General features: G+C 60.4%; 22 protein-coding genes. 3 read left to right on the plus strand and 19 right to left on the minus strand.

The genetic code is table 11. The features are described from left to right. Positions 1 to 4: 4 nt before the first annotated feature. The 7 genes from mihF to pyrR form a co-directional block, all read right to left on the minus strand. Positions 5 to 328 (minus strand): integration host factor, actinobacterial type, encoded by a 324-nt coding sequence (gene mihF, locus HMPREF1287_RS03065; RefSeq protein WP_023017443.1) that lies wholly within the window; start codon positions 326 to 328, stop codon positions 5 to 7. A gap of 259 nt (positions 329 to 587) precedes the next feature. Continuing rightward, entirely contained in the window at positions 588 to 1,427 is an 840-nt protein-coding gene (gene pyrF / locus HMPREF1287_RS03070) for an orotidine-5'-phosphate decarboxylase (protein ID WP_023017442.1), read from the minus strand. After that, complete coding sequence (carB, locus tag HMPREF1287_RS03075) at positions 1,411 to 4,752, minus strand: carbamoyl-phosphate synthase large subunit (protein ID WP_023017441.1); 3,342 nt, start codon at positions 4,750 to 4,752, stop codon at positions 1,411 to 1,413. The genes pyrF and carB overlap by 17 nt, the downstream gene beginning before the upstream one ends. 25 nt (positions 4,753 to 4,777) lie before the next feature. Then, positions 4,778 to 5,938 (minus strand): glutamine-hydrolyzing carbamoyl-phosphate synthase small subunit, encoded by a 1,161-nt coding sequence (gene carA, locus HMPREF1287_RS03080; RefSeq protein ID WP_023017440.1) that lies wholly within the window; start codon positions 5,936 to 5,938, stop codon positions 4,778 to 4,780. A gap of 42 nt (positions 5,939 to 5,980) precedes the next feature. Continuing rightward, positions 5,981 to 7,321: a dihydroorotase gene (locus HMPREF1287_RS03085; protein ID WP_023017439.1), complete on the minus strand. Its 1,341-nt coding sequence runs from the start codon at positions 7,319 to 7,321 to the stop codon at positions 5,981 to 5,983. Between the two features lie 36 nt (positions 7,322 to 7,357). Further along, entirely contained in the window at positions 7,358 to 8,314 is a 957-nt protein-coding gene (locus HMPREF1287_RS03090) for an aspartate carbamoyltransferase catalytic subunit (RefSeq protein WP_023017438.1), read from the minus strand. Next, positions 8,311 to 8,919, minus strand: a complete 609-nt coding sequence (gene pyrR, locus HMPREF1287_RS03095) for a bifunctional pyr operon transcriptional regulator/uracil phosphoribosyltransferase PyrR (RefSeq protein ID WP_023017437.1) — start codon at positions 8,917 to 8,919, stop codon at positions 8,311 to 8,313. Before pyrR ends, HMPREF1287_RS03090 begins: the two co-directional genes overlap by 4 nt. A gap of 144 nt (positions 8,920 to 9,063) precedes the next feature. Between pyrR and HMPREF1287_RS03100 the strand changes: the two genes are divergently transcribed. From HMPREF1287_RS03100 to HMPREF1287_RS03110, 3 genes are all read left to right on the plus strand, one after another. Beyond that, on the plus strand, positions 9,064 to 10,416 hold the full coding sequence (locus HMPREF1287_RS03100) for a TIGR01777 family oxidoreductase (RefSeq protein ID WP_023017436.1): 1,353 nt from the start codon (positions 9,064 to 9,066) through the stop codon (positions 10,414 to 10,416). A 74-nt stretch (positions 10,417 to 10,490) separates the two neighbouring features. Then, on the plus strand, positions 10,491 to 10,982 hold the full coding sequence (locus HMPREF1287_RS03105; protein ID WP_005283185.1) for a YbjN domain-containing protein: 492 nt from the start codon (positions 10,491 to 10,493) through the stop codon (positions 10,980 to 10,982). After that, positions 10,975 to 11,496: a YbjN domain-containing protein gene (locus HMPREF1287_RS03110; protein WP_005283188.1), complete on the plus strand. Its 522-nt coding sequence runs from the start codon at positions 10,975 to 10,977 to the stop codon at positions 11,494 to 11,496. The genes HMPREF1287_RS03105 and HMPREF1287_RS03110 overlap by 8 nt, the downstream gene beginning before the upstream one ends. Before the next feature lie 100 nt (positions 11,497 to 11,596). Here HMPREF1287_RS03110 and HMPREF1287_RS03115 read toward each other — a convergent pair whose 3' ends face one another. From HMPREF1287_RS03115 to ruvX, 12 genes are all read right to left on the minus strand, one after another. Next, on the minus strand, positions 11,597 to 12,451 hold the full coding sequence (locus HMPREF1287_RS03115) for a PPK2 family polyphosphate--nucleotide phosphotransferase (RefSeq protein WP_023017435.1): 855 nt from the start codon (positions 12,449 to 12,451) through the stop codon (positions 11,597 to 11,599). Between the two features lie 92 nt (positions 12,452 to 12,543). Continuing rightward, on the minus strand, positions 12,544 to 13,182 hold the full coding sequence (gene nusB, locus HMPREF1287_RS03120) for a transcription antitermination factor NusB (RefSeq protein WP_023017434.1): 639 nt from the start codon (positions 13,180 to 13,182) through the stop codon (positions 12,544 to 12,546). 9 nt (positions 13,183 to 13,191) lie between these two features. Next, the gene (gene efp / locus HMPREF1287_RS03125) at positions 13,192 to 13,755 is read right to left on the minus strand and encodes an elongation factor P (protein WP_023017433.1); all 564 of its coding nucleotides are present in this window, start codon (positions 13,753 to 13,755) and stop codon (positions 13,192 to 13,194) included. 140 nt (positions 13,756 to 13,895) lie between these two features. After that, a complete protein-coding gene (locus HMPREF1287_RS03130) occupies positions 13,896 to 15,002 on the minus strand; it encodes a Xaa-Pro peptidase family protein (protein ID WP_023017432.1) in 1,107 nt (368 codons plus the stop codon). Between the two features lie 135 nt (positions 15,003 to 15,137). Next, on the minus strand, positions 15,138 to 15,566 hold the full coding sequence (gene aroQ / locus HMPREF1287_RS03135) for a type II 3-dehydroquinate dehydratase (RefSeq protein ID WP_023017431.1): 429 nt from the start codon (positions 15,564 to 15,566) through the stop codon (positions 15,138 to 15,140). A gap of 2 nt (positions 15,567 to 15,568) precedes the next feature. Beyond that, complete coding sequence (gene aroB / locus HMPREF1287_RS03140) at positions 15,569 to 16,639, minus strand: 3-dehydroquinate synthase (RefSeq protein ID WP_023017430.1); 1,071 nt, start codon at positions 16,637 to 16,639, stop codon at positions 15,569 to 15,571. Between the two features lie 63 nt (positions 16,640 to 16,702). Next, the gene (locus HMPREF1287_RS03145) at positions 16,703 to 17,242 is read right to left on the minus strand and encodes a shikimate kinase (protein ID WP_084519549.1); all 540 of its coding nucleotides are present in this window, start codon (positions 17,240 to 17,242) and stop codon (positions 16,703 to 16,705) included. Then, positions 17,243 to 18,454: a chorismate synthase gene (gene aroC / locus HMPREF1287_RS03150; RefSeq protein ID WP_034654237.1), complete on the minus strand. Its 1,212-nt coding sequence runs from the start codon at positions 18,452 to 18,454 to the stop codon at positions 17,243 to 17,245. It abuts the gene before it with no gap. Positions 18,455 to 18,515: 61 nt separating this feature from the next. Next, positions 18,516 to 18,917 carry an A24 family peptidase gene (locus tag HMPREF1287_RS03155; protein WP_023017427.1) on the minus strand — a complete coding sequence of 134 codons (402 nt, stop codon included), beginning with the start codon at positions 18,915 to 18,917 and terminating at the stop codon, positions 18,516 to 18,518. Positions 18,918 to 18,988: 71 nt separating this feature from the next. Next, entirely contained in the window at positions 18,989 to 19,807 is an 819-nt protein-coding gene (locus tag HMPREF1287_RS03160; RefSeq protein ID WP_023017426.1) for a shikimate dehydrogenase, read from the minus strand. A gap of 36 nt (positions 19,808 to 19,843) precedes the next feature. Next, entirely contained in the window at positions 19,844 to 21,037 is a 1,194-nt protein-coding gene (gene mltG, locus HMPREF1287_RS03165; RefSeq protein ID WP_005283219.1) for an endolytic transglycosylase MltG, read from the minus strand. A gap of 37 nt (positions 21,038 to 21,074) precedes the next feature. Beyond that, positions 21,075 to 21,626 carry a Holliday junction resolvase RuvX gene (gene ruvX / locus HMPREF1287_RS03170; RefSeq protein ID WP_023017424.1) on the minus strand — a complete coding sequence of 184 codons (552 nt, stop codon included), beginning with the start codon at positions 21,624 to 21,626 and terminating at the stop codon, positions 21,075 to 21,077. Positions 21,627 to 21,635: the final 9 nt, after the last annotated feature.

A 21,635-nucleotide genomic window follows, 5' to 3' on the forward strand; every position in this document is an offset into this window, starting at 1 on the left:
GTGATTATTCGTCGTCGTAACCGAAGCGCTCAAGCAGAGCACGACGCTGGCGCTCACCCAGACCGCGCAGGCGACGGGTCTGCGCAATCTCCAGATCTTCCATGATTTCCTTGGCCTTGACCTTGCCAACCTTAGGCAGAGCCTCGAGGAGTGCGGAAACCTTGGTCTTGCCGATGATCTCATCGGTCTCAGCCTTTTCCAGCACGTCCTTCAGGTCGGTCTCGCCGCGCTTAAGCGCAGCCTTGAGCTCAGCGCGAGCCTTGCGGGCCTCAGCGGCCTTTGCGAGAGCTTCCTTACGCTGCTCATCAGTCAACTTTGGAAGGGCCACGAGTTTCCTCCGATTCATTAGATTGCTTCTATTACTTCTGATACTTGGTACCAGATTCCGGTTGCCAAACGCGATGGAAATACCGCGGAAAGTTACCCTGAACCTTCGAGCACACCGACTTCTGATTATCCTAGCACCGCTAGTGACACGATGACGATAGGCGACCCAGATGGGTCACTCATTTTAGCACGTCAACGCACATGCCTAGACCAAAATACCAGGTAAACGGCGCGGCCGTTAATTGGCCCCGCCGCGTGTCCTAATCCCGGAATTGGTCTGCGGTATCGATCACCGCTTTGCGCAGGTCATCGACCTGGGGGCCGCGTTGCAAGACGGCACGGGAGACGTTGGCGAACCCAAGCTGCGGGCACGCAGACACAATGGAGTGCACCTGCGCGGGACCTGCCCCTTGGGCGCCGACGCCGGGAAGCAGCACCGGCCCATTAAGCGCGTCCAAGCGGGGTGGGTCCTCGACGGTCGCACCCACCACAACGCCGACGCTTCCAGCAACACCAGCCTCACGCGCTGAGGCATTAAAGGCGGCGCACTCATCGATGACCGCCTGGGCAATCGAGTCCGCAGTCCCCGCGGGCACCGCCTGAATGGCGCGCGCTTCTGGATTAGAGGTTGCCGCCAAGACGAAGACGCCCCGGTTGTTTTCTTGCGCCGTGGCAATGGCCGCGCCCAGCGCCCCTACGCCGAGATACGGCGATAAGGTCACCGAGTCGGCCCGCAGGGGCGAGGTCTCCCCTAGCCAGGCATCGCCATAGCCTTCCATGGTGGAGCCGATATCGCCGCGCTTGGCATCGGCTACCGTGAGGCACCCTGCCTCGCGCAGGCCGGCCAGCGTTTCTTCCAAGACCGCAAAGCCTGCGGCACCGAAGCGTTCGAAGAAGGCCACCTGCGGCTTTACCAAAGCGGCGGAATCCGCAAAGGCCTCGACGCAGCGCAAGCTGAAAGTACGCAGGCCCTCCGGGGAATTATCCAGCCCCCACTTCTCTAAAAGGTACGGGTGCGGATCGATGCCTACGCAGAGCCGCCCGCGCTCGCGGCCGGCGTCTTCCAAGCGCTGGCCAAAGGGTTTAGTTACATGGTCCATGCTCAAGCTCCTGAAGTGCGCGGACCTGCAAATCACCCTGGCGCAGCGCCTCGATGCCCTGCACCGCCGCCGTAATGCCCTGGACCACCGTGACGAGCGGCAGGCCCATGTGCACCGCTGCGGCGCGGATATCGTAGCCATCGTGGCGCGCACCGGCAGAGCCGGCTGGCGTATTAAGAATCCAGTCAATCTCGCCGTTGAAAATCTTGTCCACGATGGACTCTTCGCCCTCCTTGGCCTCAGAGACCTTGACGGCAACCTCGCACTCGATGCCGTTGCGGCGCAGCATCTGCGCGGTACCGGCGGTGGCGACGATGTTGTATCCCATGCGCGCCAAGCGCTGGATGGGGAAAATCAGGGTGCGCTTATCCCGGTTGGCCACGGAGACGAAGATGGTTCCTTCCGTGGGCGGCACGGCGAAGGCGGCGATTTCGCCCTTGGCATAGGCCGCACCAAAGTTGGTGGCCAGCCCCATAACCTCGCCGGTGGACTTCATCTCTGGCGACAACAGGGTATCCAGCAAGCTACCGTCTGGCCGGCGGAAGCGCTCGAATGGCAAGACCGCTTCCTTGACCGCAATCGGGTGATCGAGCGGCAAGGAACCACCATCGTAGACCGATGGGATAAGTCCTTCTTCCCGCAGTTCCGCGATGGTGGATCCCATCATGATGCGGGCGGCAGCCTTAGCCAGCGGCACACCGGTCGCCTTGGACACGAACGGAACGGTGCGCGAGGCGCGCGGATTGGCCTCGATGACATAAAGGATATCGTCCTTCAAGGCGAACTGGACGTTCATCAGGCCCTTCACGCCAATGCCTTCGGCCAAGCGGCGCGTGGATTCGCGCACCTTATCGATGTCCTCTGGCCCCAGCGTCATCGGCGGCAGGGCGCACGAGGAGTCGCCGGAGTGAACGCCGGCTTCCTCGATGTGCTCCATCACGCCGCCCAAGTAGACCACGTTGCCGTCGCACAGGGCGTCGACATCGATCTCGATGGCCGAGTCCAAGAAGCGGTCCACCAAGACCGGGTGGTCTGGGGAGAGCTCGGTGGCGCGCTCGATATAGTTCTCCAGCGACTGCTCATCGTAGACGATTTCCATGCCGCTGCCGCCCAACACGTAGGAAGGGCGAACCAGAACCGGGTAGCCGATGGAGGCCGCGACCTTCCGAGCCTCCTCGAAGGAGGTTGCGGTGCCATACGATGGCGCTGCCAGCTCTGCCTCATCGAGGACCTTGCCGAATTCGCCGCGGTCCTCGGCGGAGTCAATGGCCGCAGGGCTGGTGCCCACCACCGGTACGCCGGCGGCGTCGAGGCGCTCTGCCAGGCCCAGCGGGGTTTGGCCGCCCAGCTGCACCAGCACGCCGGCAACCTCGCCGGAGGCTGCCTCTGCGTGGTAGACCTCCATGACGTCTTCGAAGGTCAGCGGCTCGAAGTACAGGCGGTCAGCGGTGTCATAGTCGGTCGATACCGTCTCTGGGTTGCAGTTGACCATCACGGTCTCATATCCCTTGCGGGAAAGCTCAAGGGCGGCGTGCACGCAGGAGTAGTCGAATTCGATGCCCTGGCCAATGCGGTTCGGGCCAGAGCCTAAGATGATGACCTTGCCCTTCGAGCCTTCCGGCGCTGGATGCACCTCGGTTTCGGCATCAGGATCCAGCTCATAGGAGCTGTAGTGGTACGGCGTTTGCGCCTCGAACTCGCCGGCGCACGTATCGACGGTCTTGAAGACGGGGCGAATGCCCATGCGCCAGCGCAGGCTGCGCACGCCGTCTTCGCCGTTGAACTCGGGGCGCAGGGCGGCAATTTGGGCATCGGAAAGCCCAAAGACTTTGGCCTCGCGCAGGAGCTGCTCGGTGAGCACGGGGGCATCGACAAGCTCCTGGCGGAATTCCACCAGGCCCTCGAGCTCCGCGATGAACCATGGGTCCACGCCGGAGGCTTCGTGGACCTCGTCGACCGTAGCGCCGAGGCGCAGCGCCAGCTCGATATCGTACATACGGCCCTCGGTGGGGCGCTCGAGATCCTTGAGCACCGCCTGCACGTCGGTGGCGCGCTCGCCCGCAAAGTACTCATCCGGCTTGGTCCAGAACCCGTTGGGCTTGTTTTCCAGCGAGCGCATGACCTTATTCAGGCCGGAGATGTAGTTGCGGCCGATGCCCATGGCCTCGCCCACCGATTTCATCGTGGTGGTCAAGGTGTCATCGGCGCCGGGGAACTTCTCGAAGGCAAAGCGGGGCGCCTTGACGATGACATAGTCCAAGGTCGGCTCGAACGCCGCCTGGGTTTCGCCGGTGATGTCATTTTGCACCTCATCCAAGGTGTAGCCGATGGCCAATTTCGCGGCCAGCTTGGCAATGGGGAAACCCGTGGCCTTGGAGGCCAGCGCCGAGGAGCGGGATACGCGCGGGTTCATCTCGATGACGATGATGCGGCCATCATCCGGGTTCAAGGCGAACTGGATATTGCAGCCGCCGGTATCAACACCCACCTCGCGGATGATGTCGATGCCCAGATCGCGCATCTTCTGGAACTCGCGGTCCGTCAGCGTCAGCGCCGGTGCCACCGTCACGGAGTCACCGGTGTGCACGCCCAGGGCATCGACGTTTTCGATGGAGGCGACGACGACCACGTTGTCATCGCCATCGCGCATGAGCTCGAGCTCGAATTCTTTCCAGCCGAGGATGGATTCCTCGATGAGCACATTAGCCTCAGGCGAGGCCGCAAGCCCGCCGCCGGCGATGCGATCTAGGTCCTCGTTATTAAAGGCCAGGCCGGAACCCAGGCCACCCATGGTAAAGGACGGGCGCACCACGACGGGCAGGCCGAGCTTGTCGACGGTCTCGTGGACCTCATCCATGTTGTGGCACACCGCCGAGCGGGCGGATTCCCCGCCTACCGAGGCCACGATGTCTTTAAACTTCTGGCGGTCCTCGCCGCGCTCGATGGCATCGATATCGGCACCGATGAGCTCGATATCGTACTTATCCAAAATGCCCTGGCGGTCCAGCTGCACCGCGGCGTTCAGCGCGGTCTGTCCACCCAAGGTAGCCAGCACGGCGTCGATGGGGTGGCCTTCCTCGCTCTCCTTGACCAGGATCTTTTCAATGTATTCCGGCTCGATGGGCTCGACGTAGGTGTGGTCGGCGAACTCGGGGTCGGTCATGATGGTGGCCGGGTTCGAGTTCACCAGGGTCACGCGTAGGCCCTCGTCCTTGAGGACGCGGCAGGCCTGGGTTCCGGAGTAGTCGAACTCGCAGGCCTGACCGATGACGATGGGCCCGGAGCCGATGACCAGGACGTGATTAATGTCAGTGCGCTTTGGCATAATATTTCTTCCTTTTCCTGGGTGACTACTTTTTCGGGGTGTGGTTGGCCATGAGCTCTAAGAATTGATCAAAAAGCGGGTTGGCATCGTGCGGGCCGGCGGCGGATTCCGGGTGGTACTGCACCGAAAAGGCCATGCCATTGCGCAGGGCGACGCCCTCGACCGTGTCATCGTTCAAGCAGATATGCGTGATGTGGGCCGGGCCGAAATCGGAGGCGAATTCGGCGTCCTTATCGGTCAGGTCGTAATTATCTGGGGCTTGCAGCGCGAAGCCGTGGTTTTGGGAGGTGATATCGATCTTGCCGGTCAGCAGGTTGCGTACCGGGACGTTGATGCCGCGGTGGCCAAACTTCATCTTGTAGGTGGATAGGCCAAGCGCCCGCCCGAGCAGCTGGTTGCCAAAGCAGATGCCAAAGAACGGGATTTTCGCCTCGAGTACCTTTTTGATGGTCGCAACGGTGTCATCGGCGGTAGCCGGGTCACCCGGACCGTTGGAGACGAAGACGCCGTCCGGGTTATAGGACTGGACTTCTGCAAAGGTGGTGGTAGACGGCACCACGATGGTCTCGATGCCGCGCTGGGAAAGGTAGCGCGGCGTTGCGGATTTCACGCCCATGTCAAAGGCGACGATGGTGTGCTTCTTTTCTCCTTGGGCCTCAACAACATAGGGCTTATCGGTGGATACCTCGGCGGCAAGATCCGCGCCCTCCATGGAGGATTGGCTCTTTACCTCCTCGAGGAGTTCCTCGACGGGCCGGGTGGCGGCCTCTCCGGAGAAGAGGCCCGCGGAGATGGAACCGTAGTTGCGCAGGTGGCGCACCAAGGTGCGGGTATCGATGCCGCGGATGCCGATGACGCCTTGGGCCTGCATTTCTTCGCTCAAGCTGCGCTCGGCGCGCCAGCTGGATACGCGGCGGGACAGATCGCGGATAACCAGGCCTGCGACCCAAATATTATTGCCGTGGGACTCGTTGTCCTCATCATTCCAGCCAGTATTGCCAATGTGCGGGGCGGCGGAGACGACGATCTGGCGGTGGTAGGACGGATCCGTCATCGTTTCCTGGTACCCGGTCATCGCGGTGGTAAATACGGCCTCACCGAGGGTGGTGCCGGTAGCGCCGAAGCCGTAGCCACGGAAGGTACGCCCATCCGCAAGGACGAGGATTGCTGGGGTTTTATCAGTCACGTCGTGGCCTTTCTGTGCCTTGATTGGGTGCTGTGTGCAAGGTTAGTCATGGGTAGCGGCGTTCAGATCGAACGTTACCGAGCCGCGCAAGATGGTGTGGGTAACTCGCGCACCAAATTCCTCGCCCGCATAGGGGTTGTTTTGGGACTTGGATGCGAGCTGCGCGGAATCGGATACCCAGTGGTGTTGTGGGTCAACGATGGTTAAGTTGGCAGGCTCCCCCACTTCCAAGGGGCGACCGTGGCCTGGCAGGCGCGTGATTTCGGCGGGGCGCTCGGACATGACGCGGGCGATAAAGCGCCAGTCCGCCAGGCCAGTTTCCACAAAGAGCTTGGTGATGACCGCCAGCGAGGACTCCAGCCCCAGCATGCCGGGGCGCGCGTTTTCGAATTCCACGCACTTGTCTTCGGAGCCATGCGGCGCGTGGTCGGTGGCGACGCAGTCAATGGTGCCATCAAGAAGCGCCTGGCGCAGCGCCTCCGTATCGCGCTGTTCGCGCAGCGGCGGGTTCACGCGGAAGAGGCCGTCATAGGTGCGCAGTTTGTCATCGGTCATCAGCAGGTGGTGCGGGGTGACCTCTGCGGTAAGCGGAATATCGTGTTCCTTCGCCCACTGCAGCAGTTCCACCGTGCCCTGCGTGGAGGCGTGGCAGATGTGAACGCGGTTGCCGTAATCGCGGGCCAGCAAGGCGTCGCGGGCAACGATGGATTCCTCCGCCACGCGCGGCCAGCCGCGCAGGCCCAACCGAGCAGCGTTTTCACCCTCGTGGGCAGACGATCCACCGGTCATGCGGTCATCCTCGGCGTGCTGGGCCAGTAGCACGTCCATGCCCTTGGCGTATTCCAGCGCGCGGCGCATCAGCTGTGGGTTCTGCACGCACTTGCCGTCATCAGAGAACATGCGCACCTTGGCATCGCTGCGCGCCATCATGCCGAACTCCGTTAAGGACTTGCCTTCTAGGCCCTTGGTGATGGAGCCGACCGGGTGGACATCGCAAAGCCCCAGTGCCTGGGACTTTGCCCATACGGATTCGGCGATAATGGGCTGATCCGTGACCGGAGTGGTATTGGCCATGGTAAACACCGCGGTAAACCCGCCCTTGGCCGCGGCCTTGGAACCGGACTCGATGGTCTCGGTATCCTCGCGGCCTGGCTCGCGCAGGTGCACGTGCATATCAACCAGGCCAGGCAGCAGCACGTTGCCGCCGCCGTCAATGGTCTCGGCAGCACCGTCTGCCTGCACCTCGGGCCCGATGGAGTCAATAACCCCACCGCGAATGAGAACGTTGGTGGGTTCGCCTTCCCCGTACAGGCGAATATTTTTAATCAGTAGTGGGTTCTCGGCCGGTGCGGACAGCCGGCCGGTAGCTGGGTACGTAGTCATTTTCTCTCCCTTTACGTGGCTTATGCTCTGCCCGGTTTAAATCCCGGCGTTATCGCCATTAGTCAGCAGCGTAAAAAGCACTGCCATGCGCATGTGGACACCGTTGTTGACCTGCTGCAATACCGTGGTTTTATCCATATCGGCCACGGCGTAGTTAATCTCCATGCCGCGCAACATGGGACCTGGGTGCATGACGATGGCGTCCTTGTGCAGCGCCGCGGCGCGCTGCTGCGATAGCCCGAATAGCTGCGCGTACTCGCGGTGGGACGGGAAGAAGCCGCCGTCCATGCGCTCTTGCTGCACGCGCAGCATCATCACGACATCGGCATCTGAAAGCTCTGCATCAAAGTCATAGGACACGCGCACCGGCCACTTGTCCACGCCCCACGGCATCAAGGTCGCAGGTCCCACGAGGGTGACCTCCGCGCCCAAGGTGTGCAGGAGATCCACGTTGGAGCGCACGACGCGCGAGTGCAGGCAATCGCCCACAATCTTTACCTTCAGGCCCTCGAAGCCATTATCGCCGCGCAGACCTAGGCGCTGGCGCATCGTGACGGCATCGAGCAAGGCCTGCGTCGGGTGCTGGTGCGCACCGTCACCGGCGTTGATAACGGCGGGGCCATGCCCATCTGGGTCCACCCACTGGGCCAGCTGTTGCGGCGCGCCGGAAGACGGGTGGCGCATGATGATGGCATCGGCGCCGATGGCCGCCAGCGTCAGGCCCGTATCCTTCAAGGATTCGCCCTTTTTCACGGACGAGGTCGACGCCGAGAGGTTGATCACGTCAGCGGACATCCACTTGCCGGCCGTTTCAAAGGACGAGCGCGTGCGCGTGGAGTTTTCATAGAAAAGTGTATAAATCGTGCGCCCGCGCAGCGTCGGCAGTTTCTTGACCTCGCGGCCATCGAGCGCCTCGCGGAAGCGATCGGCCTCATCCAGCAGGCCGATGATCTCTGCGCGGGATAGTTCCGCGCTATCGATGAGGTGTTTCATGAGTGCGTTCCCCTTATCTGCGCGGTATCGCCCGCGGACGTAGAGCGGGTGAGAACAACGGCATCGCGGCCATCAATGTCTTGGATATATACGGAGACATCTTCTTCCCGCGCCGTGGGCAGGTTCTTGCCCACATAATCGGCGCGGATGGGGACTTCGCGGTGCCCGCGGTCAACTAATACGGCCAACTGGATAATCGAAGGCCGGCCGACATCACCCAATGCATCGAGGGCGGCGCGGATGGTGCGGCCGGAATAAAGGACATCATCGACCAAGATGACCGTGGCATTATCGATGCCGCCGTCTGGGATGGAGGTCGGTTGCAGGGCACGGTGCGGGAAATTGCGCAAATCGTCCCTGTACAACGTGATGTCGAGCGAGCCCCACGGAACGGGAACCCCGGAAAACTCGTGTATTTTCTGCGCGAGGCGCTGCGCTAGGGGCACTCCGCCTGAGGGGATGCCCAGCAAAATGACCCGCGGGGCCTCCGCGGAATCGAGCGCCGTCTTTTCAATAATCTGGTGCGCGATGCGTGCAACGGTACGCGAGACATCATCGGCGCTTAAAAGCTCCAATTCGTTCGCGTTCACGTCAGTTCCACTCATCGTGACCTCCTTCCCCGCCTCACGGTGCGGTCATTAAAGGATGCCTGTCAATGAACTTGTAGACGTCTATGCTGATAGACACGTATTACTCTAGCACCTTACCCACCCGTGGGTGAGGCTTAGCCGAAAGAGGTGCATCACGCAGTGAGTTTCTCCGCGCAGCACGTAGTCCCAGCCTCCCGCGAACACGTCTGGCAGTGGCATTCCCGGCCAGGGTCGCTCGCACGCCTAAACCCACCTTTCGCATTCATGAAGCCCGTGCAACAGGCCACCGATCTGGGCGATGGCACCTCCCTACTTTCCCTGCCGGGCGGTTTGCAGTGGACGGCCCAGCACGATCTATCGCGCTACCAGGCCGGCTATAGCTTCAGCGATGTCTGCATCAACGCGCCGATCCGCAAATTTGCCAAGTGGCGTCATACGCACCGGTTTGCCGATCACCCAGGCGGCACGCTGATTACAGACGAGGTCGATACCCGCATTCCCGCTGCGGCCCTCAACTCGCTATTCGCCTACCGGCAGCACCAGCTCATCCAGGATATTGCCTTTGAAAACCGCCTGCGCGAAGGCCAGCTCGGCCACAAGCCGTTGACCATCGCCATCACCGGCTCGCGCGGCAGCGTGGGCAGCGCGCTGACCGCACAGCTACAAACTTTGGGCCACACCGTGATCCAGCTCGTACGCGGCAGCGCCGAACCCGGCCAGCGCGAGTGGCGCCCGCACCACCCGCGGCCCGATCTCCTCGAGGGCATCGACGTGCTGGTGCACCTAGCCGGCGAGCCCATCTTTGGGCGCTTTAATGACAGCCACAAGTCCGATATCCGCGACTCCCGCGTGGGCCCCACCGAAAACCTCGCCCGCCTAGTGGCCGCCACCGATTCCGTGCAGGCCATGGTGTGTGCCTCTGCCATCGGCTTCTACGGGTCTGAGCGCGGCGATGAGCTGCTAACCGAGGAAGCCGAGCGCGGCGAGGGCTTTCTTGCCGATGTCGCAGCGGACTGGGAGAAAGCCTGCGACCCCGCCCGCGAGGCCGGGAAGCGCGTGGTCAATATCCGCACCGGCATCGTGATGTCCGGCAATTCCGGCCTGCTACCGCTGTTGCGCGCGCTGTTTTCCACAGGGCTTGGCGGCGCCTTTGGTGACGGCAACTTTTGGTACAGCTGGGTCGCCTTAGACGATCTCACCGACTCCTATATACGCGCCATCGTGGATGAGAACCTTAAGGGTCCGGTCAATGGGGTATCACCAAACCCGGTGCTCAATAAGGACTTCGTATCCGCCTTGGGATCCGAATTGCACCGACCCACCATCCTGCCGATCCCCCAATTCGGACCCGCTTTGCTCCTGGGCAAGCAAGGCGCGCAAGAACTCGCCTTGGCCGACCAGCGGGTGAAGCCACAGGTGCTCGAGGACATAAGCCATACCTTCCGCTACCCCACCATCGACGCCGCCTTGGCGCACGAACTCGGCGGCGAAAGCCTGTGGGAGTCGCCGTAGGAGCGCTATGAGTTAGGTAAACTAGGCAGGGTTGACCATTATCCCCGATTAGTACATGGATTGAGACTACTTACGTGTCTGAAGAACCAACCCTGTATCCCGATACGCCCATTGAGGATGTCACCCTAGAGCGCATCGGTGAAATTTTTGACTCCGAAAAGCTCGAGTACCGCGTAGAAGAACAGACCGTCGGCGAAGGCGAGACGGTAAAGATCCTGCGCACCGGCTTTTCCAATATCGCCATTGCCTTGCAGGTGCGTGACGATGTCCTCGTCGCAGACTCCGTCTGGCGCGGCAACGCCCCAGCCTCGGAAGGCCCGCAACTGCTCATGGTCCTCAATAAGTGGAACCAGCAGCACTTCGCGCCCACCCTGCGCTTTTTTGAATCGTCCGAAAACAATCTGGCCGTCTCCGGCGTGCGCGAAATCAACATTTCCCATGGCCTGTCCCGCAACCAGATCGGTGCCTTCGTGATGTCCACCTTGGACTCCATGCTGCAGTCCATGGCTTTTGTTGAAGAGCACTACCCACAGCTTGTCACCTGGGAGGAGCATAACCATGACTAATGCATCCACCGCATCTACCGAAAACAATTTGCCCGAGGTCGATCTAGACCGCGTCGTAGCTGCCATGGGCACCTTCGACATTGAGCTGACCAAGGTGGAAGGCGAAATTGACGCCGCCACCGCCAACCTCAATGGCCTGCCCACCATGTTTGCGGTCCTGGATTCCGTTGTCATCGTGCGCTGCGATGTGCCAACCGATGCCTCGTTCTCCAAGGCCGATGCCGGACTCTTCCTCGCCGCCAACCAGATCAACTCTGTAGCATTCGGCGCGCGAGCAGTTATTTCTGAGCACGACGATATGCTCGTCGTCCGCACCGAGCGCGATATTCCCGCCGCCGCCGGAATGACCGATGAGCAACTCACCACCGCTTTGAAGAAGGCCGTCGATGCCGTCATCAACGGCCAGGACGCCATGGTTTCTGCCGCCGAAGAAATGGCCAAGCTCGGTTCTGAAACCGCGGCGAAGGCTGGCAATAACGGCGAGGACAACTCCACGCCGTCCGGAAACGCCTAGCCTGCCTTTTCTCTAAGCGCCTCCCCGCACTTGTTTCGCCCGCCTCGCGCACTCGCGTGCTATGGCGCGGCGACGGTGCGGGTTTTTGGGCGGCTAGTGCCTAGTCCGCATCTAGAATGCGCTGCTTTTCTGCCTCCGGATCGAATTCGGGCGCGGGCCACGACAGGTTCAGGTGCCGCAGTGCATCGACGATGAGATATTTCAAGGCCATGCGCGCGTACTTCTTATTATCCGTGGGGATAACAAACCACGGTGCCCAGAGCTCATCCGTCCGGCGGATGGCATCTTCATAAGCCGCCATGTATTTATCCCAATAGCCGCGCTCTTCAAGATCTGAAGGATCGTACTTCCAGAACTTATCCTCGCGCTCGGTGCGCTCGATGAGGTTTTCCTTTTGGAACTCCGGCGAGATATGCAAAAAGACCTTCAAGATCTTTACCCGCTTTCCGGCGAGCTCTTGCTCATACTCACGAATCGCCTCGAAGCGGCGGTCGATCTCTTCCTCATCCACCCACTCGTGTACGCGCTGAATCAAGACGTCCTCATAGTGGGAACGGTCAAAGGCCACGACTTGGCCAGGAACCGGATCGTGTTTGCGGATGCGCCACAGGAAATCGTGGTGCATTTCCTCTTCCGTGGGCTTGCCAAAACCGACGGTCTTCGTGCCCTGCGGATCGAAGACGGAAAAGACATGGCGAATCGCCCCGCCTTTGCCGGAGGTATCCATTCCTTGCAGGACCACTAAAAGCGAGGGTGCGTCATCGGCATGGGCCCTACCATTGGCAAAAAGGCGCTCCTGCAAGTCATAGAGCTCATCGTCATAGCGTTTGAAGCGGTCTTCTAAATCAGACTTTGAGCCATCGAAACCTGGAGTTCCCGTGGGATCGACATCGACAAGCCGAAAGGTTTTTCCGGCGCGCAGGTCGAGCGCATCTTTGATCTTAAATTTACCCATGGCAATTATTGTACAAACGCCACGGTATGGGCCCCGTGCGAACCGGCTGTCTCCCGCGGCACAGTGCAGCGGGAGACGGGGAACGGCTTGATTTAAGAGTTTTCCTCTTCCGCGTCTGCTTCCGGTTCAGTAGCCGGGGCTGACTCCTCGGGCTCCTCTGACTCTCTTGGCGCCTCTGCGGGCGTCGAGACTGCAGAGTCCTCTTGGGAGTCTTCGGATTCCGCGGCGTCGCTTTCTTCCTCATCGCCGTCGTTATTCATCGGGCTTAGCTCAGAACGAGATTGCGCAACGTCATCCAAGACCGCGTGGATATACGGTGCGGCTTGATCGTGGGAATACTGCGAGGCCAGCTCCACGCCTTCGACGACGGCCGTCGCGGTGGGAACGTCCGGATTAAACAACAGCTCCCAGACCGAAAGGCGCAAGATTGCGCGATCGACGGCGGGGATCCGGTGCAGCTCCCAGTTCTGGGAAAGGTACCGCGAGATCGTGTCATCGATAGCGTCTAGCTCTTCTGCGACACCTTGGACGATGACCTTGGTGTAATCCGCGATCGGCGCTACCGCGTGGCGATCCTCGCGCGCCAAGGCAACGCGGTCCTCAACGATGGCAACGGGATCAACGTCTCTGTTCTCCGCTTCATAGAGGATATCCGCTGCGCGCCGGCGCGCCCGGTAGCGCGCGGTATGCCGTTTATGATTGATATCCCGCTTAGCAGTATTATCAGACAAGATAAGGCCCTAGTTGTTGACGCGGGACAGGTACTCGCCGGTGCGGGTATCGATCTTTAGTACATTGCCGATTTCAATGAACAGCGGCACCTGGATCTCGGCGCCGGTCTCCAGCGTGGCGGGCTTGGTGCCGCCGGAGGAACGGTCACCCTGCAGGCCTGGCTCGGTGTGCTCTACCTTGAGGTCGACGGAGATAGGAAGTTCCGCGAACAATGCCTCATCCTCGTAGAAGGAGACCTGCACGCGCATGTTTTCCAGCAGGAAACGTGCGGCATCGCCAAACTTATCTGGCGAAAGCTCAAACTGCTCGAAGGTCTTTTCATCCATGACGACGTAGCTGGTGCCGTCGTTGTACAGGTAGGTCATATCGCGACGGTCCACCGTAGCGGTTTCTACCTTGACGCCCGAGTTCCAGGTCTTGTCCACGGTCTTTCCGGAGACAACGTCCTTGAGCTTGGTGCGCACGAATGCTGGGCCCTTGCCCGGCTTCACATGCTGAAACTCGGTAATCTGCATCAGCTTGTTGTCAATCTTGAGAACGAGTCCGTTCTTGAAATCAGTAGTATCAGCCATTGCGGTTAAACTCCCGAATATTGTGGTTGAAAGGTTGAAAGCAAAGTATAAGCCTACCGGATAGCCCGCACCCGCTGGGCCACCGGTACCCCCTAAAATCTCCTCCCCGGAAAGGGAGGAGTCGCAGGGGCCAAGCCTACCTATGCGGGCAGCTCAGTAAAGTCCTTGGAGGCGGCGGTAATGATCTTCGGGGCTCCATCGGTGATAATCAGCGTATCTTCGATGCGCACGCCGCCCTTGCCCGGCACATACACGCCCGGTTCGATGGTCAGCGTCATCCCTGGCGCCAGCTCGCCCTTACCGGTCGTGGCGGCAAAGGGTGCTTCGTGCACGTCCAAGCCCACGCCGTGCCCGGTGGAGTGGACGAAGTAGTCGCCGTATCCGGCGTCGGCGATAACGTTGCGGCAGGCGGCGTCGACATCGGAAAGCGACGTGCCCGCTACCGCAGCCTCCACGCCAGCCTGCTGGGCGCGCAGCACCAGATCGTAGATCTCCTTGGCAAAGTCATTTGCCGTGCCCACGACATAGGTGCGGGTGCAGTCGGAGTTAAATCCGCGCAGGTGAGCGCCGAAGTCGATGGTGACCAAGTCCCCGTCCTCGATCACGCGGTCATCCGCGCCGTGGTGCGGCATGGCGGAGTTCGGGCCAGAGGCCACGATGGTATCGAAGCTCACTCGCTCCGAGCCTAGGATGCGCATGCGGAATTCCAGGTCGGCGGCAACTTCGCGCTCCGTGCGGCCCGCACGCAACTCACCGGCGGCAAGAAGATCTTCCAATGCCTGGTTAGCAAGCGCCGCGATTTCCTCGAGCTTTTCCAGTTCTACAGCATCCTTCGTGATGCGGATGTCCTCGATGATTCCAGAAATCGGCACCAAGGTGACCCCATCCGGTGCGGAATCCTTCAGATCTTCCAGTTCCGATACGGACATGTAGTCGGCTTCGAAGCCGACGCGAACCGGGGTCTCATCCTTGTCGAATTGCTGCAGGAGCACCTTGCCCACAGAACGGCCTTCGACCGCCTCAAGATCCGGAACTTCCTGCGCAATCTGGGTGGTATAGCGGCCATCGGTAGCCATCAGCGCGGAGAGATCCTTGCGCAGCAAAAGCCCACCATTGGAGCCTGAGAATCCGGACAGGTACCGGACGTGGATCAAGTGGGTTACCAATACCGCATCAATGCGCTGACCGGCTAATTCCGCGGCTAGCTTCCGGCGGCGATCGCTGAAACGGGTATCTGCAAGTGCCATAAAATCATCCTTTGCGGGAACGTAGTGAAGCTTAAAAAAATTTATTCTTCCACTATAACTATTTCCGCGGCGCAGGTGGCTAGGTTCGAAGCCTTCTTTCCATCCGCGCCCGAGGGGCATGGATCTGGCCGGTGCTTATTGGCACAGATAGTCCACCGCGGCGCAGTATCCAAAGACCCCCAAGCCGGCGATGACACCGCGGGCAATGGGGCTTAGATAAGAATGATGGCGGAATTCTTCCCGGGCGTGCACGTTGGAGATATGCACCTCCACGAAACCGGCGCCATCGGCAATCTCTGCCAGGGCGTCGCTCAAGGCAACGGAGGTATGCGTCAGCCCACCTGGGTTTATGATGACCGCGCTGCCGGCATCGGCGGCCGCATGGACCTTCTCAATGAGCTCGCCTTCAAAATTAGACTGGAAAAACTCGACCTCTGCCCCGTGCTTCGCCGCACGCTCGGACACGAGCTTTTCAACATCGCTTAACGTCGTAGAACCGTATACGTCTGGTTGGCGCTTGCCCAACCTATTGAGGTTCGGGCCATTGAGAACAACGATTTTCATATCTACTCCGTGATAGCGGCATATGCCGCTTCTAGTTCTTCGCGCGTCGGACCCTCTATCCGCGTCGTCGCGCCGATTCCGGTTAGCGCCACGAAGCGGATCTTGCCGTCGCGGTTTTTCTTATCGTGGGTCATCGCCTCATATAGTTCCGCGAATTTCCCGAATTGATACGTCGTAGGCAGGCCGATATTGGTCAGGATGCTGCGGTGCAATTCCACGAGTTCCGCATCTATCAGGCCCCGCTGGTGGGAAAGGTTCGCAATGAACATCATGCCTACGGCTACCGCATTGCCGTGGCGCCACGCATAGTTTTCCTGCCTTTCTATGGCGTGGCCAAAGGTATGCCCATAATTGAGGGTCTCGCGCAGCCCGGCTTCCTTGAGGTCTTCTCCCACCACCGCTGCTTTCACCGCGATGGACCGCTCAATCAGTTCGGGCAGGACACCGCGTGGGTCAAGGCAAGCACCTGGATTTTCCACATAGCGTTCCACGATGACCGGATCATGAATGAACCCGGTCTTAATGATCTCAGCGGAACCAGCCACGATCTCCGCCTGTGGCAGGGTCTCTAGGCGCTCCAGATCGACGAATACAGAGTCCGGCTCGTGGAAGGCGCCGACGAGGTTCTTCCCGGCCTTCGTATTGATTCCGGTTTTCCCGCCCACCGCGGCATCAACCATGGCGAGAAGGGTCGTAGGAACCTGAATGACCTTAATGCCGCGCATCCATCCGGCGGCGACAAAGCCTGCCATGTCCGTGGTTGCCCCGCCGCCTACACCAATGACGACATCGCTGCGGCTAAAGCCGGCCTCACCAAGGCGGTCCCATACGCCTCCCACCACGCTCAGTTGCTTGGCCGCTTCTGCATCCGGCACCTCGCACAAGACGGGGGTAACGCCCTGTGCTTCAACGGATGCTGCGAGTTCTTCTGCGGCGGTGCGCAGGGCAGGCTGGAAGATCACCGCCGCCTTATCGGCACCTGTGTCCGCGCAGCGCCGCGCGATATCTTCGCTGAGACCCGCTCCAATGCGGACCTCATACGGGCTCGGTCCGTTAACGGCGATGGTAGGCATGATGGTGTCCTTTCTACGGAGCTTCAGCCTGCAGGATTGCGCGGATAGGTGTAACTGCCCCGCCTAGAGGGTTTCTAAAAAGCCCAGAATATCGCCCACGACCTGCTGCGGGGAGCGAGTATCCGTGCGCACGCGGAAATCGGCTACCTCCAGGTAAAAGGGCCTACGCGTTTCCACGATGGAACGATAATGTTCAACCGGATTATCCGCCGCTAATACCGGACGGTTGCGATCGTCGGCCGTGCGGCGCGCGCCTTCTTCTGCGGAAATATCGAGGAAGACGACGGTGTGGCGCTCCAGAAGCTCGCGCGTAGAGGCCGTCATCACCGCGCCCCCACCAAGGCTTACTACCCCACCCTTCTGCAGGGCTTCAGCGACATGTTCGGCCTCGAGCTCGCGAAACGCCGGTTCGCCTTTCTCACTAAAGACCTCGCCGCAGGGTTTTCCCTCGGCCATTTCGATCAGGTGATCCGAATCCACCAGATCGCAATTCAGCGCATGCGAAAGCCGGCGGCCAATCGTGGACTTTCCCGCCCCGGGCGGGCCAATCAATACGACGCAAGGATGCGGTTGTCCCGTTACATCGGTTGGCGTTGTCATCATTTACTCCTGGTTAAAGGCGAGTCGCTGCGAAACGTATTCTTCATATGCAGCAATGGCGCGGGAGGTTTCGCTCAAACTATCCCCGCCAAATTTATCTAAAACTGCGCGCGCTAGCACGAGGGAGACCATGGCCTCAGCCACAACTCCTGCTGCCGGCACGGCGCAAACATCTGAGCGCTGGTGAATTGCGGTGGCATCGGCACCCGATTCCATATCGATCGTCTGCAAAGCACGCGGCACCGTGGAAATCGGTTTCATGGCGGCGCGGACCCGCAATTGCTGCCCGTTAGTCATGCCGCCTTCCAAGCCGCCGGCACGGTTGCTCAGGCGAGTCACGCCGTCCTCGGTGCGGACTATTTCATCGTGGGCTTCGGAGCCGCGCCGACGCGCCTCTTCAAAGCCATCGCCGATTTCTACGCCCTTGATCGCCTGAATGCCCATCAATGCTCCGGCCAGCTGTGCGTCCAAGCGGTCATCGCCCGAGATATGTGAGCCGAGGCCAATGGGGAGGCCATCGACGATTACCTCGACGATGCCGCCTAAGGTATCGCCCTGCTTCTTGGCGGCTTCAATCTCTGAAATCATCGCGGATTCGGCGTCCTTGTCAAAGGCGCGCACCGGCGAGTTGTCGATGTCCTCGATATCCGCAAAGCTCGGGGAAGCACCCGCATAGGGCTGCGATGCGCCGATGGAAATCACGTGGGAGAAGACTTCAACGCCTAGCGTTTCCCGCAGGAAGTTCCGCGCTACCGTCGCGGCGGCGACACGTGCGGCGGTTTCCCGGGCAGAAGAGCGCTCTAAGATGGGGCGGGCCTCGCTGTGGTTATATTTCACCATGCCGGCGAAATCGGCGTGGCCTGGCCGCGGGCGCTGCAAGGGCGCACCCCGGCCCGAATTCATCGCCTTGGCTACGTCCTCATCGTCCATATCGATGGGATCTGCGGACATGACGGTAGTCCACTTCGGCCACTCGGTATTGCCAATCATGATGGCAATGGGGCTACCAATGGTCAGTCCGTGGCGTACGCCGCCCAGCAGCGTGACCTCATCGGCTTCAAACTTCATGCGCGCACCGCGGCCATATCCAAGGCGGCGCCGCGCAAGCTGATGGGAAATATCAGCACGGGTAATGGGCACTCCGGCCGGCATGTGCTCCAGCATGGAGATCAGTGCCTGGCCGTGGGATTCACCAGCGGTAGTCCAACGAAGCATGCGGGTATTATCGCACGGCACCTATACACACGGAGCAACTAGGCACCCCAATATATTCGCCTCACCCCTCAAAGAGGGGATACGCAACCATAACCAGCCCAGCGGATACCACCATCGAGGGCCCGTGGGGCACACCGCCCTTGGTCCGCGCGATGCCGCTTGCGATCAAGGTGAGTACAGCGGCACCGCCACAGGCGATGATAACCGCCAGCGGGCCTGCCGTGGCACCAACGAGCATGCCCAGCGGCAGGGCCAACTTTATATCTCCCCCGCCGATGCCAGCACCCCGCAGCGCCACTAGGAGGTACAGCACCGGCCAGAATAACCCGCCCCAATTAACAACAGTGACCGATAGAACCCCTGCTGGGATGGTCAGCGCATCGGGCAAGCGCCGCTCGCGAATATCCCACCAGCTCAAGGCGGCTGCCCACAGACCATAAACTATTCCCCCGAAAATACCCATGGCATAAGGCTAAGCGCCGCCTTGCCGCTCTTCATGGCAAGACGGCGCACATGGGCGTATTCCCAGCGTGGTTATAGGTTGCGCAGGCGAAGCTCTTCCTGCAGGGCCGCAACCATCTCTTCGCGCGGAGCGGTAAGGCCAGTGAATTGCTCGAATTGGCTAAATGCTTGATGCGCCAGCATGACGTGCCCGCCCACGGTGAAGTAGCCATTCGCGGCGGCGCAGGCGGCGAGCGTCGTAGGCCACGGATGATAAATCACATCGAGTACTGGGGCGTGGGCAAGCTGGAAGCGATAATCCTCTAACGCCGCCGAAGGCACGGTGGAAATAATCAAATCCGCGGAGCGGGAAAGGTCCTCGAGGTCATCGTCAAAGGTTGCATACTGCAAATTGAGCCCGAGCCGCTCGGCCAAGGGCTGGAGTTCTGCTTTGCGGTTCGAGCGGTTCAAGATGGTGACTTGGTCGATTCCGCGTTCTGCCAGAGCCCACAGCGCTGGACGGGAAGTTCCGCCCGCGCCGATGATAAGGGCCTGAGACACGGGGCGGAGCCCAATGAGTTCTTGCAGGGCGCCGCGCACGCCCTCGGTATCGGTATTATCCGCGCGCCACCCATGTTCGGTGCGCACCAAGGTATTGGCGGACCCGATAAGCTGCGCCCTATCGCTTCGTTCTTCCGCAACCTCGAGCGCGGCGAACTTACCGGGCATGGTGACGGAAAAGCCGCGGTACTCGGGGCCGCATTCTTCCAAGAATGGGACAAGGGTATCGGCCGTGACCTCAAAGCGGGTATAGGACCACTCCTTGAGCCCCACTGCGGCATACCCCGCGTTGTGCAGGATAGGCGATAACGAGTGTGCGATGGGGCTACCGAGTACTGCGGCGCGCGGCATGGGAGAGCAACTACCTTTCTGGCTGCGGCCTAGTGCCTACTCAGCCGGTTGATCTGAGGCGGCATCGCCGTTGCCGGCACCTGCCCCTTCGCCCTCGCGCTGCGAGTCGAGGACGCCGGAGCGGATGGCATCGTCCACGCGGTCCAGGTGCTCATCGTAGGTATCAGAGAACACGGTGGTGCCGTCCTTATCCACGGTGACGAAGAACTTCCAATTACCTTCGGCCGGTTCTTCCATGGCGCGGATTGCCTCATCAGAAGGCGAGGAAATCGGCGTATCCGGCAATCCTTCCTTGGCGTAGGTATTCCACGGCGTCTTCTCCGCACGCGCCTCATCGGTGGTGGCAAGTTCAACGTCTTCTAGGCCATAGTTCACGGTGGAGTCGAACTCCAGGCGCATCGGCTCATCCAAGCGGTTCAGGATGACGCGGGCAACCTTGTCGAATTCGCCGGCGGGTGCCTCACGCTCCACCAAGGAGGCAGAGGTCAAAAGCTCGTACGGCGAAAGACCAATGGCCTTGGCACGGTTTTCAATGTCGGTTTCTTCATAGCGCTTGGCAGAGCGGGTAATGAGGTCCTTCAAGATATCCTTGGCGCTCATATTCGGGTCGAGCACGTACTGACCAGGGGCAATCAGGCCCTCAATACGCTTCGGGTCATTGCCGCGCTTCTTAATGGCATCCAGTGCCCAATCGGGCGCGCCGAGCTCCTTAGGATCGGTTTCCGCTGCTGCCTTCTCCAGCTCTTCCTTCTCCAGGCAGTTGCCGTCATCGCAGCTGACCTGTGAGATCAAAGAGTAGATGCCAAAGCGCACGTCACCACCGACGACCTTGACATCCTCCAGGGTCGCACCACCTTGGACCTCGAGCATGTCCACGCGGTTGTTTTCATCCAGCAATGCCTCTACCGCATTCGCCGCACTCATTTCTTCTTGCAGGCGGTAGAAACCAGGTTGAATCTGGCTGGCGCTGTGGTTCATCGATGCCGCAGAGTCGAATGCCTCTTGGGTCTTGACCACATTCTTTTCCACGAGCGTGGGACCCAGCTCGGACATGGAGGACCCTTCTGGGACCTCCACCAATTGCGTGGTGCCGTTACCGGCCCCTTCGTAGTCGGCCGAAGAAGTGCCGATGCGTACTCCGATGTAGATCAGAGCTCCTAGAATAACGATGACGGATGCGACCACCACGGCGATGCCGCGCTGGCGCCGCTTGACGTACTTATCATCCATCGATCGCCCGAGGCGTTGTTGGTTACGGCTCACGTGTTTAGTCTCCTGAGTTTGAAGGCTGGGCTACTGCATCATCCGAGCGGAGCGCGTTAGCACGCCCATCCAGCCAGGACTGTAGTATTTCCACCGCTGCAGCTTGGTCAATGATTTTTCTGCCCTTCTTTTCGGACACGCCGGACGCGCGCAGCGCGGTGGTTGCCGCTACCGTCGTCAAACGTTCATCAGCCAAGCGTACTGGTGGTGGAACTTTATCTATATTTTCATCTTGATTCAAGCGGCGTCGAATCCGAAACGCAATTTCTTTCGCGTGTTTTACACTTTTTGACCCATTTCCGTGTAAATCACGCGGCAAACCAACAATGACTTCTACCGCGGTATATGCCGCAATAAGCTCGAGAATTCGATCAATGTCTTCTTGATCGCGGTCTTTGAAGCCGGTCTTCCTAGGAACGGTTTCCACAGGGGTAGCGAGGGTGGCCTCGCGGTTGGATGCCGCGACGCCAATTCGCACTGTGCCCACGTCGAGTGCTAAACGGCGACCCTCGCCTGGGTCATCCACTCCGGGGGAATCTGGTTCAACCTTTGCCACAATGAATCC

Origin of the sequence: Corynebacterium sp. KPL1986 (assembly GCF_000477975.1) — a bacterium.
Taxonomy (GTDB): Bacteria; Actinomycetota; Actinomycetes; order Mycobacteriales; family Mycobacteriaceae; genus Corynebacterium; species Corynebacterium accolens.

Bases quoted from the DNA above. Each gene is read 5' to 3' on its own strand.
- pyrR (WP_023017437.1), bottom strand. From the start codon at position 8,919: ATGAGTGGAACTGACGTGAACGCGAACGAATTGGAGCTTTTAAGCGCC.
- HMPREF1287_RS03115 (WP_023017435.1), bottom strand. From the start codon at position 12,451: ATGGGTAAATTTAAGATCAAAGATGCGCTCGACCTGCGCGCCGGAAAA.
- HMPREF1287_RS03145 (WP_084519549.1), bottom strand. From the start codon at position 17,242: ATGATGACAACGCCAACCGATGTAACGGGACAACCGCATCCTTGCGTC.
- HMPREF1287_RS03155 (WP_023017427.1), bottom strand. From the start codon at position 18,917: ATGGGTATTTTCGGGGGAATAGTTTATGGTCTGTGGGCAGCCGCCTTG.
- pyrF (WP_023017442.1), bottom strand. From the start codon at position 1,427: ATGGACCATGTAACTAAACCCTTTGGCCAGCGCTTGGAAGACGCCGGC.
- mltG (WP_005283219.1), bottom strand. From the start codon at position 21,037: ATGGATGATAAGTACGTCAAGCGGCGCCAGCGCGGCATCGCCGTGGTG.
- HMPREF1287_RS03110 (WP_005283188.1), top strand. From the start codon at position 10,975: ATGACTAATGCATCCACCGCATCTACCGAAAACAATTTGCCCGAGGTC.
- HMPREF1287_RS03085 (WP_023017439.1), bottom strand. From the start codon at position 7,321: ATGACTACGTACCCAGCTACCGGCCGGCTGTCCGCACCGGCCGAGAAC.
- aroC (WP_034654237.1), bottom strand. From the start codon at position 18,454: ATGCTTCGTTGGACTACCGCTGGTGAATCCCACGGCCAGGCACTGATC.
- carB (WP_023017441.1), bottom strand. From the start codon at position 4,752: ATGCCAAAGCGCACTGACATTAATCACGTCCTGGTCATCGGCTCCGGG.
- aroB (WP_023017430.1), bottom strand. From the start codon at position 16,639: ATGCCTACCATCGCCGTTAACGGACCGAGCCCGTATGAGGTCCGCATT.
- HMPREF1287_RS03160 (WP_023017426.1), bottom strand. From the start codon at position 19,807: ATGCCGCGCGCCGCAGTACTCGGTAGCCCCATCGCACACTCGTTATCG.
- HMPREF1287_RS03090 (WP_023017438.1), bottom strand. From the start codon at position 8,314: ATGAAACACCTCATCGATAGCGCGGAACTATCCCGCGCAGAGATCATC.
- efp (WP_023017433.1), bottom strand. From the start codon at position 13,755: ATGGCTGATACTACTGATTTCAAGAACGGACTCGTTCTCAAGATTGAC.
- HMPREF1287_RS03130 (WP_023017432.1), bottom strand. From the start codon at position 15,002: ATGGCACTTGCAGATACCCGTTTCAGCGATCGCCGCCGGAAGCTAGCC.
- aroQ (WP_023017431.1), bottom strand. From the start codon at position 15,566: ATGAAAATCGTTGTTCTCAATGGCCCGAACCTCAATAGGTTGGGCAAG.